Origin of the sequence: Streptomyces sp. NBC_00669, from assembly GCF_036226785.1 — a bacterium.
GTDB lineage: Bacteria > Actinomycetota > Actinomycetes > Streptomycetales > Streptomycetaceae > Actinacidiphila.
The window spans coordinates 5999871-6014985 of record NZ_CP109018.1 but is presented as its reverse complement, the minus strand read 5'-3'; the positions used below and the strand labels follow the sequence as shown (position 1 = coordinate 6014985).

Below are 15115 nucleotides of genomic sequence, written 5' to 3'. Positions count from 1 at the left end.
GTACGCGCGTCCGTCGAGCCACTGCGCGCGTGACCGCGTAGGTGTACGTCGAGGTGCGGGCGCGGGCGGGGAGCATCTTCCCTGCGCGTACCCGGGCCACGGGGAGAAGGGACCGCGGACGAGATGCAGATCCGGCTGACCGTCCTCGGGCCGCGCGGCAGCGGCCGGGCAGCCCGCGGCTGTGACGTGCTCGTCACCGCTCCCGCGGGCACCGCGCTGAGCACCGTCGCGGGCGCCCTGGCCTCGGCGGCCGGCTCGGCCCAGCCCGGCGGCCGCTCCTCGGGCAGCTCCGTGGTGCTGTACGCGGGCACCGGCCGGCTCGCCCCCACCGCGGTCCTCGGCGTCCCGCCCCTCGTGGACGGCGCGCTGATCTCCCTGCACGCCCCTGCCGAGCAACAAGGCGACCACGGCCAGTACGGCCGCTTCGGGCAGTACGGCAGGCCGCCCGCCGACCTCGCCACGCTGCATGTGGTGGGCGGTCCCGACGCGGGCGGCGTGCACTTGCTCCAGGGCGGGCAGGCAGGTGTCGGCCGCTCCGCCGACGCGGACGTGCCGCTCGACGACCCCGACGTGTCACGGCTGCACTGCGAGATCGCGGTCGGCGCCGACGGCACGGTCACCGTCGCCGACCTCGGCTCGACCAACGGCACCACGCTGTCCGGCCGCCCGGTCGGCACCCACCCGCTGCCGTTCCCGCCCGGCGAACTGCTGCGGATCGGCGAGTCCACGCTCCGCCTCACCCGGGCCCGCCCGGCCGCTCCCCCGCCGCTTTCGACCGCCGTGGACAGCGAGGGGCACCTGCGGGTGGCGCCGCGCGGCGGGGACGGCGGGCCGGAGAGCGGCGCGGAGCCGGGGACCAGGGGTTCGGCCCGCGCCGGACGTCCGACCGCAGGACCGGGGCCGTACGAAGAAGTCCGCGGCGACGATCCGCACGGTGCTCCGACCGGTGCCGGCCGGGGGGCGCCGGACGGTGACGCCGTTCCCGGCGGCGCCGACGGCCACGGGGGCTACGGCGGCTTCGCCGGTGACGGCGGCGCTGGCGGTCACAGCGACCACAGCGACCACAGCGGCCACGACCGCGGCCCGGAGACTCTCGGGGGCGCGGCGTGGCCACCCGCCGAGCCACCCGCCGTGGACAGCTCCCGGCGCGCCACCGGCGAGCGGAACCGCCGCGACCTCGACGAGCCGCCGCGCGCCGGGGTCGTCGGCGCCATAGGAGCGTGGGCCAGGCGGCTGGCCGGCGGTCGCCAGGCGCCCGACGACGCCGGGCCCGAGACGGCCGCGGACGACCCCGCCGCCGCGGAGGCACTGCGCGAGCGCTGGCCCGACCCGGCGGCGGTCCTGCTGACAGCACTCGGCCCGGGCCGCCGGCTGTGGGAGCGCGCCCCCACCCACCCGGACGCGCTGACCGTACGCCTCGGCACCGCCGACCTGCCGGCGCCGGACGGCACCGGGCTGCTGCGCGGCGCCCCGTACACCGTGGACCTGCGGGCCCCCGCCACTTCGGCGCTGACCCTGGCCGGTCCCCGGCCGCGGCTGGCCGGGCTGGCCAGGGCGGTGCTCGCGCAGTTGTGCGCGCTGCACTCCCCCGCCGTGCTGGAGGTGGTGCTGGTCAGCGCGGACCGTACCCGGGGCGCGGACGAGCGCACCGAGGAGTGGTCCTGGCTGAACTGGCTGCCGCACCTGCGGCCCGCGCACGGCCAGGACTGCCGGCTGCTGCTCGCCTTCGACCGCGACCAGGCCGAGGCCCGCACCTCCGAGCTGGTCCGGCGGCTGGAGTCCGGACCGCTCGGGCCCGGGTGGGCGACCGCGCCGGAGTCCGCCGTCACCGCCGCCGCGGCCCGCCACGACGGCCCGTACACGCTTCTCGTCCTCGACGGCGACCCAGGTTCCGCGGCCCTGCGCGACGCCCTGACCCGCATATCGACGGCCGGACCGTCGGCCGGCATCCATGTGCTGTGCCTCGCCGAGACCGGTGAACGCCCCGCCGTCCAGGGCGGCGTGGTGGCCCACGTGTCGGGCGACGTGGCGACCACGCTGCGGTTGGAGGCGGCCCCGGGGACGTACGGCGCGGGGGCGGGTGCGGGCACGTACCCGGCGGCGCCGGTGGACGGCACGATAGTGCTGGACGCGGTGTCCGCGGTGTGGGCCGAGCACTTCGCGCGGGCGCTCGCACCGCTGCGGGAGGCCGACGCCGGATCGGTGGACGTACCGTCACGGCATGTGCTGCCGACCACCGTTCGGCTGCTGGACGAGCTCGACCTCGCGATCGCGACGCCCGCCCGGATCGCGGCGCGGTGGGGCGAGGCGCCCGGGACGGCCGGAGGTGCGGCCGCGGTGATCGGGGTGGGGGCGGGCGGCCGGGTGGCCGTCGACCTGGTGGCCGAGGGGCCGCACGCGATCGTCGGGGGCGCGCCCGGCGCGGGGAAGACGGAGCTGCTGCGTTCGCTGGTGGCCGCGCTGGCGGCGGCGGACCGGCCGGAGCGGCTGGCGTTGGTGCTGGTGGACGGGGCCGGGGCGGAGCGCGGTGAGGGGTTGGCCTCCTGCGCCGACCTGCCGCACGTCTCCACGCATCTGGTGGCCACGGACCCGGTGCGGATGCGGGAGTTCGCGCAGGCGCTGAGCGCGGAGCTGAAGCGGCGGGCCGAGGTGCTCGGCGGCGAGGACTTCGCGGCGTGGCACAGCAGGGGCGCGATGACGGGGATGGTGCCGCATCAGGGCGGGCGCAGGGGAGGTCAGGGCTCTGCCGACTCCGCGACGGGTGCGGGGGGTTCGGCCGCCGGTTCCGCCGGTGCCGCGAGTTCGGCCGGCGCCCCGAGTTCGGCCGGTGCCGCGGGTTCGGCCCGTTCTCCTGGTTCCGCCGGCTCCACCGGTTCCGCTTCGGTCGGCTCCGGGCCGGGTGCGGCCGCGCGGCCCGTGCCCGTACTCCCGCGCCTGGTGGTCGTCGTGGACGACTTCGACGCGCTCGTGGCGCCGGGCCTCGGCAGTCCCGGACGGCCGTCCGCGGGCAGCGTGGTACGGGCGCTGGAAGCGGTGGCGCGGGATGGCGAACGGCTCGGCGTGCACCTCTTCGCCGCGACCGGCCGCCCCGAACGCACCGCGGGCACCGACACCGACGAACGGGCCCGGCTGCGGATAGCGCTGCGGACCGCGGACCCGGAGTCGGCGGCCCTGCTGGTGCACGTCGAGGACCCGGCGGGGCTGGACGACGCCGTGCCCGGGCGCGGCTATCTACGGCGCCCCGGCGGCGCGGTGACGCCGTTCCAGGCCGCCCGGGTCAGCGCGCGCATCCCGCGTACCGCGACGCTGCGGCCGACCGTCGTGCCGCTGGAGTGGGAGCGGATGGGTGACCCGCCGGCGCGCCGCCAGGTCCGCGAACTCGGCAACGGGCCGACCGACTTGGCGCTGCTGGCCAGCGCGCTGCAACGCGCCGCCGAGACGCCGCCGGAGGAGCCCGCGCCGCGCGGCGCGCGCCAGGCGGCCGCCGCCACCGCGCCGGCCGCGCTGATCCAGCCGCGGATCTAGGGCGGGGAAGCAGCCGGGCCCGGAAGGCGGCGCGGCGCGGAAGGCAGCGCCGCAGGGGCGCGGCGCGGACACGGCGCCGTGCGGATCGGACACGGCACGGCGCGGCGCGGACACGGCGCGGCCGGGCGCGGCGCGGCAACTCCGGCCAAATCCCTTGCCAGGGGCCCCGTTCCGGCGTTCGCCGAGGCCCGCGCCAGCACGTTCACCGAGGGGTTCCGCACGGCTTTCCGCCCGGACCTGACGGTCCGTCCGTACCTGCCCCCGAAGGGTTTGATCCAAGATCACGGCATAGTCACAATGACCCCCGCAAGCCCGCGTAAGACCTTGCGAGCGCTGTCGCGACGGGCGTAGGACAGTCGCCACGGGACTGAGGGGATGACGACATGCGTACCTTAAAGCGCACACACACCAAGCACGCACGACGGAGCACTACGCGCATAGCGCTCGCCGCGGTGGCGGTGTCGGCGCTTGCGCTCACCACCGCGGCGTGCGGCGGGGGCAGCGGCAAGAAGGACGATGCCAAGAACACGTCGTCGGCGTCCTCCACGGGGAGCGGGAGCGACGGAAGCGAACTGAAACTGCCCGACCTGCACGGCCAGAAGCTCGAAGTCGCGGCCGTGTGGACCGGCCCCGAACAGAAGGCGTTCCAGAAGGTCCTGGACCAGTTCGACAAGCTCACCGGCGCGAAGTCCACCTTCGTACCGACCGGTGACAGCCAGTCGACCTTCCTCGGCACGAAGATCGAGGGCGGGCAGCCGCCGGACGTCGCGTTCCTCGCCCAGCCGGGCGTGCTGCACCAGTTCGCCGACAAGGGCTGGCTCAAACCGCTCGGCCCGGGCGCGCAGGCGCAGTTGAGCAAGAACTACTCCAAGGGCTGGCAGGACCTGGGCGCTTGGAAGGGCAAGCAGTACGGCGTCTACGCCAAGGTCGCCAACAAGTCGCTGATCTGGTACAACTCCAGCGCCTTCAGCAACGCGGGCGCGACCGTGCCGAAGACCTGGGCGGACTTCCTGAAGACCGCCGAGACCGTCTACGAGTCCGGCACCCCGGCGGTGTCGATCGGCGGCGCGGACGGCTGGACCCTCACCGACTGGTTCGAGAACATCTACCTCTCGCAGGCCGGTCCGGCGAAGTACGACGCGCTCACCGCGCACAAGATCAAGTGGACCGACCCGTCGGTGAAGACCGCGCTGACCACGCTCGCCCAGCTCTTCGGGAACAAGGACCTGGTCGCCGGTGGCACGTCCACCGCGCTCGCCAACGACTTCCCGAAGTCGGTCACCCAGGTGTTCAGCGGCAACCCGCCGAAGGCCGCCATGGTCTACGAGGCCGACTTCGTCGCGTCGTTCATCTCCGCCAACACCAAGGCGAAGGTCGGCACGGACGCGAAGGTGTTTCCGTTCCCGGCGGTCGGCAACGGCAAGGCGCCGGTGGTCAGCGGCGGCGACGTCGGTGTGGCGCTGAAGGACAACGCCGGCGCGCAGGCGCTGCTCACGTATGTGGCGTCCACCGACGCGGCCAAGATCTGGGCGTCCAGCGGCGGTTACCTCTCGCCGAACAAGGCGCTGCCGTTCTCGGCGTACCCGGACGCGACCGAACGCACCATCGCCCAGGCGCTGATCGGCTCCGGTGACGACTTCCGGTTCGACATGTCGGACCAGGCGCCGGCGGCCTTCGGCGGCACCAAGGGCCAGGGAGAGTGGAAGGACCTCCAGGTCTTCCTCGCCAAGCCGTCCGATGTGGCCGGCGTGCAGGCCAAGTTGGAGTCCGACGCGGCCAAGGCGTACGGGAGCTGAGGTCGGATGACTGACGCCTCTGTTCCAGGGGCGGGCGGTCCGGTCGGAGCGGGTGGCGGCATCTCCGGTGCCGTCCCCGTTCCGGCTGGTCCGGGTCCCGTCGGGGGGTCCGCCACGGACTCCGTCGAGGGGCCCGGCTCCGGCCGGCGCCCCGGCAAGCGCCGCAGTGTCATGGGCACCCGCCCGTGGATCGCCGCGCTCTTCCTGCTGCCCGCGCTGGTCCTGCTGGGCGCGCTGGTGGCGTATCCGATCGGCTACACCGTCTACCGCAGCCTCTTCAACGCCAACGGCGACTCGTTCGTCGGGCTGAAGAACTTCGGCACGGTCTTCACCGACCACGGCATCCTCACCGCGGTCCGCAACAACGCGATCTGGGTGGTGGTGGCGCCCACCGTGGCGACCGCGCTCGGCCTGGTCTTCGCGGTGCTCACCGAACGGGTCCGCTGGGGAACCGCCTTCAAGCTGATCATCTTCATGCCGATGGCCATCTCGATGCTGGCCGCGGGCATCATCTTCCGGCTGGTGTACGAGCAGGACCCCTCGCGTGGTGTGGCGAACGCCGTGGTGGTGGCCGTGCACGACACGTTCACCAGCAACTCCGCCTACCCGGGGGCGCGTCCGCGGCCGGACAGCGACCTGAAGCCGACCGCCGGCGGGTCGTTCACCTCCACGTCGACCGCGAGCATCGGCACGTCGGCGGACCTGCCGCTGGTCGGTATCCCGCCGACCGAGCTGCCGTCCAACGCGAAGCAGGCCAAGCCGGCTCCGGCGAAGCCGGGTTCGGTGACCGGCACGGTGTGGCTGGACTTCCGGCCCGGCGGCACCGGCAAGCCCAATGTGATCGACCCGGGCGAGAAGGCGCTGTCCGGGGTGAAGGTGGAGGCGGTCAAGGACGGCAAGGTGATCGCCTCGGCCAAGTCCGGCAAGGACGGCACCTACGCGCTGCCGGCGAAGGCGGCCGGTGCCCAACTGCGGCTGCCCGCCTCGAACTTCTCCGGCAAGTACAACGGCATCAACTGGCTCGGCCCGGATCTGGTCACCCCCTCGATCATCGGCTCCTACGTGTGGATGTGGGCCGGTTTCGCGATGGTGCTGATCGCTGCGGGGCTCGCCGGGGTGCCACGCGAACTGCTGGAGCAGGCCCGGGTGGACGGCGCCGGCGAGTGGCAGGTCTTCCGCCGGATCACCGTGCCGCTGCTGGCCCCGGTGCTGGTGGTGGTGATGGTGACGCTGATGATCAACGTGCTGAAGATCTTCGACCTCGTCTACATCATCGCGCCCGGCAACACCCAGTCCAACGCCAACGTGCTCGCCCTCCAGCTCTATCTGTCGTCCTTCGGCGGCGGCAACGACCTGGGCGTGGGCAGCGCGATCGGCGTGATCCTGCTGCTGCTGGTGCTGCCCGTCATGATCTTCAACATCCGGCGGCTGCGCAGGGAGGGACGGCGATGAGCGCGGATGCGACGGATGAGGGCGCGATCGCGGGAGCGGGTACGGGTACGGGTGCGGGTGCGGCCGTGACGGGCGCTCCGGGCGCGGCGGCTCCGAGCACGGCGGCTCCGAGCGCGGCGTCTTCGGGTGCCGGCCGGCGCGGGATCGGGGCACGGCTGGCCGGCGCCGCGAGTGGCGGGCTGCTCCGGCTGGTCCTGCTGGTGGTGGCGCTGTTCTGGCTGATGCCCACGATCGGGCTGCTGCTGTCCAGCCTGCGCAGCCGGCAGGACATCGCGGCCACCGGCTGGTGGAAGGTCTTCACCTCGCCGACCCAGCTCACGGTCACCAACTACCGTTCCCTGCTGGACAACCACGCGATCACCAGTTCGCTGTGGAACACCGCGCTGATCACCGTCCCGGCCACCTTGCTGGTCGTGGTGATCGGGTCGCTGGCCGGCTACGCCTTCGCGTGGATGGAGTTCCCCGGCCGCGACTGGTGGTTCATCGGGGTGGTGGCGATGCTGGTGGTGCCGGTGCAGGTGGCGCTGGTCCCGGTGGCGAAGCTCTTCGGCAAGATCGGGATCTTCGGCGACATCTCCGGGGTGGTGCTCTTCCACACCGCCTTCGGACTGCCGTTCGCGATCTTCCTGCTGCGGAACTTCTTCGCGGAGATCCCGCGCGAGCTGCTGGAGGCGGCCCGGCTGGACGGCGCCGGCGAACTCCGGCTGTTCGCCCGGGTGATCATGCCGCTGGGCGGCCCGGCGATCGCCTCGCTCGGCATCTTCCAGTTCCTGTGGGTGTGGAACGACATGCTGGTCGCGCTGATCTTCGCGAACAGCGACTCGCAGCCGATCACGGTCGCCCTCCAGCAACAGGTACGGCAGTTCAGCGACAACATCGACATCCTGGCGCCCGGCGCCTTCCTGTCGATGGTGGTCCCGCTGGTCGTGTTCTTCGCGTTCCAGCGGCAGTTCGTCTCCGGCGTGATGGCGGGGGCGGTGAAGTAGCTCCAACCCGGCGCCCGTTCGCCCGCCCACCCGGCGGGAGAACGGGCGCCGTCATGCCCGCACGGCTCCCGTTCCTCGCCGCCCGCGGCTTCGTACGTCACCGAAGTGCCCCGAACCTGACCCGAGTTGACGACGTGGCCGATGCGGGAAGGGCGCCCTCGGTACCATCAGGCCGTTTCGACTATCCAAGGGGGGTGCCCGACATCGCCGGCCACGACGACGGACACATGTACGGCAACGGACCCGCGTACGGCGGGGCAGGCGCGAGCGGCGGTACGGCCGGGCGCGGCGGGGAAAACCCGGACCAGGGCGGCCAGTTACGCCCGCTCGGCCCGCAGGACCCGCGCGAGCAGGCCGGCTACCGGCTCGTCGCCCGGATCGGCGAGGGCGGCATGGGAACCGTCTACCTCTCGCACACCCGCGGCGGGCAGCCGGTCGCGCTGAAGCTGATCCGGCGCGAGTACACCCGCGACGAGGAGTTCCGCCGCCGCTTCCAGCAGGAGGTGCGCGCCGCCCGGCAGGTACAGGGCTACCACGTGGTCCCGGTCGTCGACCACGACACCACCGGCGACCAGCCATGGCTGGCCACCACGTTCGTGCCGGGGCTGCCGCTCAACGAGGCGCTGGCCCGGTACGGCGCCCTGCCGCTGCCGACCGTGCTCCAACTCGTCGGCTGCGCCGCGGAGGCGCTGCGCGCCGTGCACGCGGCCGGGATCATCCACCGCGACCTCAAGCCCAGCAACGTCCTGCTGGCCGCCGGCGGGCCGTGGGTGATCGACTTCGGCATCGCCAGGGCCGCCGACTCCACCCAGCTCACCCGCAGCGGCGGTCTCATCGGCACCCCGCAGTACATGTCCCCCGAGCACGCCAACGGGCTCGAACTCACCCCGGCCGCCGACCTGTTCTCGCTCGGCCTGATCGCCGCCGTCGCCGCCACCGGCCGCCACCCCTACGGCGACGCGGGCGCCATCACCCTCGCCACGAAGATCGCCAACACCTCCATACGACCGCCGGACCTGTCCGGTTACCCCGACGTGCTGCGGCCGGTGCTGACCCGCTGCCTCACCGCCGACCCCGCGGTGCGGCCCTCCCCCGCCGAACTGGCCGAACTGTGCGCCCACGCCGCCGGCCGCTCGCTGCGGGACTTCACCGACTGGCTGCCGCAGCCGGTCGCGGCCGAGATCGTACGGCGGGAGGCCGCCGCCAAAAACCCGCCGCAGCCGGAACCCGTCTCCGGGCCGACCGTGCCGGACCCGCCGGCCTTCGCACCGCCCGGCTCCCAAGCCGGGCAGCCCCCGGTCCCCCCGTTCGCGCCGCCCACCGGGTTCGGAGCGGGCCCGGGCGTGCCGCCGAACCACCCGGGAGCCGGCGCACCCGGTTCCCCCGGTACGGGCATCCCGGGCGAAGGGCAACCACCGGCCGCCTACGGCCCGCCGAACACCGACCCCGAGCCCGACACGCGGCAGGTCCCGACACCCGGCGGCCGTGCCCACAAGCTGCTGGTGATCGGCGGCGGCGCGCTCGCCCTGGTCCTCGCGGTCACCCTGACCTACGCCATCACCCGGTACACCAGCGACAACGGCCATTCCTCCGCCGGCCCGGACCACGCCACCTCGGCGCCGGCCACCCACTCCGGCGGCTCGCCGTCCACCGGCACGCCCAGCAGCCCCGCGACCGCACCGGCCACCAACACGGCCACCACCCCCGGCGGCGGCTCTGCCGTCGACGGCGGCTACCAGGTGATCTTCGCGGACCGCTCGCTGACGGTCCGCCCGCCCAACTCCATCGACCCCGGCCCCGACGTCGACCTCGACACCCCGCTGGTCGACCCGAAGCACAGCCTGTCCAGCAGCCAGGTCGAACTCAACTACGGCGACGACTACCTGACCTTCGACACGCCCACGGGCAAGTCCGCGAGCGCGTCCCCCGTGGCCTGCCGGGAGGCCGCCGAGGCCAACCCGCTGCCGGGCCAGGTCCAGGCGAGCGACCTGGTCGGCGACGACCCGCTGATCAGGACCGGCGACCGGCTCTGCACGGTGACCACCTCCGGCCACCTCGCCATGTGGCTGATCACCGGCACCACCCCGAGCGAGAACTACTACAAGACGCCCGTCTACACCGGCAAGCTCACCTTGTGGAAGATGCCGAGCCCGTAAGGCCGCGGGGCGGGAGCGGGGGCAGGGCGAGCGCGGGTCAGAGGCGGAGGCGGGTCAGAGGCGGGGGCGGGCGCCAGATGTCGGGTGCCCGCCCCCTCGAACCTCAGTCGGACCTCAGTGGTGCGTGCGCAGCAGCGTACGGAAGGTCCGCATCGCCACCGACAGGCTCGCCAGGTCGAACTCCTCCGAACCCTGGATCTCCTCCAGCGTGGTCCTGGCCCGGGTGACCAGACCGGAGTTGCGCTCCTCCCACGCCTGGTAGCGCTCCTCCGGGGTGGCACCGGCCTCGCCCGCGCTGAGCACGTCGGCGGTGAGCGCCGCGTGCGCCGCGAACAGGTCCTCGCGGATCGCCGCCCGCGCCATCGACTGCCAGCGGTCGTCCCGCGGCAACTGGATGATCCGGTCCAGCAGTTGGGTGATCCCCAGCCGGTCGGCGAGGTCGAAGTAGATCTCGGCGACGTCCAGCGGCTCCTTGCCGGCCCGCCGCGCCACATCCACGATGTCCAGCGCCGGGAACACCGAGGAGAACCCGGCCACCCGCGTCGCCAGCTCGTCCGGCACCCCGGCGGCCGTCAACTCGTCGTGCAGCGTGCCGTACCACTCCAGATCCGCGCCGCACAGCAGCTTCGGCAGCCGCGACCACACCGCGGTGACGCCCTCACCGAAGAACTCGATGGTCTCGGCGATCTGGAGCGGCTGCATCCGGTTGTTGAGCAGCCAGCGGGTGCCGCGCTCCACCAGCCGCCGCGAGTGCAGCCTGATCCGGGTCTGCACATCGGCCGCGACCGTGTTGTCCAGCGCCTCGACCGCGTCCCAGATCGGGCCGAGGTCGAAGATCGCCCGGGCCGCGGTGTGCGCCCGCACGATCTCCTCGGTGGTCGCGCCGATCTCCTCCCGGAAACGGTGCAGGAAGGTGGTGCCGCCGGTGTTCACCGTGTCGTTGACCAGCACGGTGGTGACGATCTCGCGGTGCAGCGCGTGGTTGTCGATCTGCGTGGCGAAACGCTCCCTCAGCGCCACCGGGAAGTACGCGTGCAGCAGGGACCGCAGATACGGGTCGTCGGGCAGCTCGGTCTGGATCAGCTCGTCGGCCACGGTGATCTTGGCGTAGGCGAGGATGACGGCCATCTCCGGCTGGGTCAGGCCCACACCGGCCGCGGACCTCTCCCGGATCTGCCGGTCGGTGGGCAGGAACTCCAGCGCCCGGTCCAGCCGGCCGTCCCGCACCAGCCGCCGCATGAACCGCTGGTGCGCGTGGAGCAGGCTGCCGGCCTGCGCCATGCTGTTGGCCAGCGCCACGTTCTGCGCGTAGTTGTTGCGCAGCACCAGGTTGCCGACGTCGTGCGTCATCTCGGCGAGCAGCGCGTTGCGCTGCTTGACCGTCATGTCGCCCTCGGCGACGGTGCTGTTGAGCAGCACCTTGATGTTGACCTCGTGGTCGGAGGCGTCCACGCCGGCGCTGTTGTCGATCGCGTCGGTGTTGATCCGGCCGCCGGTGCCGTCGGGGCCGCCGGAACGGGCGAACTCGATCCGGCCGAGCTGGGTGAAGCCGAGGTTGCCGCCCTCACCGACCACCTTGACCCGCAGGTCGGTGCCGTCGATCCGGATCGCGTCGTTCGCCTTGTCGCCGACGTCCGCCTGCGTCTCGGTCGACGCCTTGACGTAGGTGCCGATGCCGCCGTTCCACAGCAGGTCGACCGGGGCCTTGAGGATCGCCTTCATCAGCTCGGCGGGGGTGAGCTTCGCCGCCTTGGACTCGATACCCAGCGCGGCGCGGACCGCCGCGCTGACCGGGATCGCCTTGGCCGTGCGCGGGTAGATGCCGCCGCCGGCCGAGATCAGCGAGGAGTCGTAGTCGGCCCAGGAGGAGCGCGGCAGTTCGAAGATCCGGCGCCGCTCGGCGTAGGAGGTGGCCGCGTCCGGGTTCGGGTCGAGGAAGATGTGCCGGTGGTCGAAGGCGGCCACCAGCCGGATGTGCTCCGACAGCAGCATGCCGTTGCCGAAGACGTCGCCGGACATGTCACCGATGCCGACGACGGTGAAGTCCTCTTCCTGCGTGTTGTGGCCGGTCTCCCGGAAGTGCCGTTTCACCGACTCCCAGGCGCCGGAGGAGGTGATGGCCATCTTCTTGTGGTCGTAGCCGACCGACCCGCCGGAGGCGAAGGCGTCGCCGAGCCAGAACCCGTAGGAGACGGCGACCTCGTTGGCGATGTCGGAGAAGGACGCGGTGCCCTTGTCCGCCGCCACCACCAGATACGTGTCGTCCTCGTCGTGCCGGACCACGTCCTGCGGCGGCACCACCTCGCCGCCGACCAGGTTGTCGGTGATGTCGAGCAGGCCGGAGATGAACGTCCGGTACGAGGCGATGCCCTCCGCCATCCACGCGTCACGGTCGACCGCCGGGTCGGGCAGCCGCTTGCCGACGAACCCGCCCTTCGCACCGACCGGCACGATCACGGTGTTCTTCACCATCTGGGCCTTGACCAGGCCCAGCACCTCGGTGCGGAAGTCCTCCCGGCGGTCGGACCAGCGCAGCCCGCCGCGGGCGACCTTCCCGAACCGCAGGTGCACACCCTCGACCCGCGGGCTGTACACCCAGATCTCGTAGGCGGGGCGCGGCGCGGGCAGGTCGGGCACGGCCTGCGGGTCGAACTTGATCGACAGGTAGGAGTGCGGCTTGCCGTCCGCCGCGCGCTGGAAGTAGTTGGTGCGCAGCGTCGCCTTGATCAGGGTGAGGAAGGAACGCAGGATGCGGTCCTCGTCGAGGCTGGCGACCTGGTCGAGGGCTCCCTCCAGCTCCTCCAGGATGCCGTCGGTCAGTTCGCTGCCGGCCTTCTGGTGGTCGGGCGAGAGCCGGGCCTGGAAGAGGTTGACGAGCAGCCGGGTGGTGTGGACGTTCGTCCGGAGGGTGTCCTCCATGTAGTCCTGGCTGAAGGTCGAACCGGCCTGCCGCAGGTACTTCGCGTAGGCGCGCAGCACCATCGCCTGCCGCCAGTCCAGCCCGGCGCGCAGCACCAGCGAGTTGAAGCCGTCGTTCTCGGCCCGGTCGGTCCAGGTCGCGGCGAACGCCTCCTGGAACCGCTCGCGCGCGTCGTCGCCCAGATCGCCGAGCGCGGGGTCGAGGCGGAGCCCGAAGTCGTAGACCCACGCCCGCGAGTTGTCGACGCGGCGCAGCTCGTACGGGCGCTCGTCGACCACCTCGACGCCGAGCCGCTGCAGCACCGGGAGCACCGCGGACAGCGACACCGGGGCGCCGGTGCGGTAGATCTTGAAACGGCGCTCCTCGGGGGCGGCGGAGACCGGTTCGTAGAGCGAGAGGGTGAAGTCGTCCTCGCCCAGGCTCTCGATGTGCTGGAGGTCCGCGACGGCGACCCGCGGGGCGAAGTCGGCGCGGTACCCGTCGGGGAACGCGTCCGCGTAGCGGCGACCGAGTTCGGCGGCGCGCTCCTCGCCGCACTCGGCGTTGAGCGCCTCGGCGAAGCCGTCGGCCCAGGACCGGGCGGCGGCGGCGAGCCGGTTCTCGATCCGTTCGACATCGGAGTCGTTGAGCTCGGGGAGCCGGCTGCCGGGGTTGACGCGGATCACGAAGTGCAGCCGGGAGAGCACCGACTCGGTGTTCCAGGCGGTGAAGTCGACGCTGAGGCCGCCGAGTTCCTCCTGGAGGATGTGGGTCAGGCGCAGCCGCACCGCGGTGGTGTAGCGGTCCCGCGGCAGGTAGACCAGCGCGGAGTAGTACCGGCCGTACTCGTCCTGGCGCAGGTAGAGCCGGAGCTTGCGGCGCTCCTGGAGGTACAGCACGCTGGTGACGATGGAGCGCAGCTCGTCGACGCCGGTCTGGAACAGCTCGTCGCGCGGGTAGGTCTCCAGGATCTGGAGCAGGTCGCGGCCGTCGTGGCTGCCGGCCTGGTATCCGGAGCCCTCGAGGACCTCCTCGACCTTGCGGCGCACCACGGGCACCCGGCGCACGGACTCGGTGTAGGCGCTGGAGGAGAACAGCCCGAGGAAGCGCCGCTCGCCGATCACATTGCCCTCGGCGTCGAACTTCTTGACCCCGATGTAGTCCAGGTACGACGGGCGGTGCACCGTGGAGCGGCTGTTGGCCTTGGTGAGGATCAGCAGCCGGTGCTCGCGGGCCTTCTTGCGGGCGTCGGCGGGCAGCCGGCTGAAGGACGGCGAGGTGGGGTGGCCGGGGTGCCCGGGGTGGGTGCCGTCGTTGTGCGGGTGCTGCGGGTCGGAGCGCAGGATGCCCAGGCCGGTGCCGGGCACGGCGACGAGCACGTCCTCGCCCTCGGTGTCGCCCGCCCCGTCGGTGTCGGTGGTGAGTTCGTACTCGCGGTAGCCGAGGAAGGTGAAGTGGTCCTCGGCGAGCCAGCGCATCAGCTCCCGCGCCTCGCCGGTCTCCTGCTCGGGCAGCGGCGGCGGGGAGGCGGCCAGTTCGTCGGCGATGGTGAGCGCGGCCTGCCGCATCTTCGTCCAGTCCTCGACGGACTCGCGCACATCCGACAGCACGCGGCGCAGATCGGCGGTGATCTCCTTGATGTCGTCCCGATCGGTCTCCCGGTCGATCTCGACGTGAATCCAGGACTCCACCAGCACGTCGTGCGGCAGCGACTCGCCCTCGGCCGCCGAGGCGTATCCGATGACCTCGATCAGCTTGCCCGCGACATCGCGGCGGACGTGGAACTGCGGGTGGACGACCACGTGGATCGCCCGGTTGGCCTGGGTCAGCGCGTTGGTGACCGAGTCCACCAGGAAGGGCATGTCGTCGGTGACGACCTCGACCACGGTGTGGCTGCACTGCCAGCCGTTCTGCTCCACCGTGGGGGTGTGCACCCGGAGGTTGGCCGTGCCCTGCGGGCGGTTCTCCGCCAGGCGGTGGTGCGACATCGCGGCACCGTAGACGTCGACCGGGTCGCGGTCGATCAGGTCCTCGGGTGCGCTGTGCAGGTAGTAGCGCTGGAGAAACGCGGTCAGCGCCAGCGCGTCGAGCCCCTGGCCGGGGGGTCCCCCCGCCGGGCTGTTCTCACCTGCCAGAGCCGCCCGTTCGAGAAGCGCCGCCTTGGCTTCGTCCAGCTTGGTCTGCATGTCCTCTGACTCCTGTCGCGCGCCATTGCGTGACGTCGGTTGATGGCACGACGTACCGCGACGCGGGGTTTCCGCTACGGGACGACGCTATGCCGGAAAGGAGGCTCGTCGTGCC

At 72.6% G+C, this 15115-nt stretch carries 6 protein-coding genes; 5 read left to right on the top strand and 1 reads right to left on the bottom strand.

The window, feature by feature from the left end; translation table 11 throughout:
- Nucleotides 1–123: 123 nt before the first annotated feature.
- From OG896_RS25430 to OG896_RS25410, 5 genes are all read left to right on the top strand, one after another.
- Nucleotides 124–3525 carry an FtsK/SpoIIIE domain-containing protein gene (locus OG896_RS25430; RefSeq protein WP_329369035.1) on the top strand — a complete coding sequence of 1134 codons (3402 nt, stop codon included), beginning with the start codon at nucleotides 124–126 and terminating at the stop codon, nucleotides 3523–3525.
- A gap of 383 nt (nucleotides 3526–3908) precedes the next feature.
- Nucleotides 3909–5321 carry an ABC transporter substrate-binding protein gene (locus OG896_RS25425; RefSeq protein ID WP_402443266.1) on the top strand — a complete coding sequence of 471 codons (1413 nt, stop codon included), beginning with the start codon at nucleotides 3909–3911 and terminating at the stop codon, nucleotides 5319–5321.
- A gap of 171 nt (nucleotides 5322–5492) precedes the next feature.
- A complete protein-coding gene (locus OG896_RS25420) occupies nucleotides 5493–6773 on the top strand; it encodes a carbohydrate ABC transporter permease (RefSeq protein ID WP_329369032.1) in 1281 nt (426 codons plus the stop codon).
- Nucleotides 6770–7759 carry a carbohydrate ABC transporter permease gene (locus OG896_RS25415; RefSeq protein ID WP_329369030.1) on the top strand — a complete coding sequence of 330 codons (990 nt, stop codon included), beginning with the start codon at nucleotides 6770–6772 and terminating at the stop codon, nucleotides 7757–7759. Before OG896_RS25420 ends, OG896_RS25415 begins: the two co-directional genes overlap by 4 nt.
- Before the next feature lie 194 nt (nucleotides 7760–7953).
- Nucleotides 7954–9915 carry a serine/threonine-protein kinase gene (locus OG896_RS25410; protein WP_329369027.1) on the top strand — a complete coding sequence of 654 codons (1962 nt, stop codon included), beginning with the start codon at nucleotides 7954–7956 and terminating at the stop codon, nucleotides 9913–9915.
- 114 nt (nucleotides 9916–10029) lie between these two features.
- On the opposite strand, the gene OG896_RS25405 is transcribed toward OG896_RS25410, so the two are convergent.
- Complete coding sequence (locus OG896_RS25405) at nucleotides 10030–15000, bottom strand: NAD-glutamate dehydrogenase (protein ID WP_329369025.1); 4971 nt, start codon at nucleotides 14998–15000, stop codon at nucleotides 10030–10032.
- Nucleotides 15001–15115: the final 115 nt, after the last annotated feature.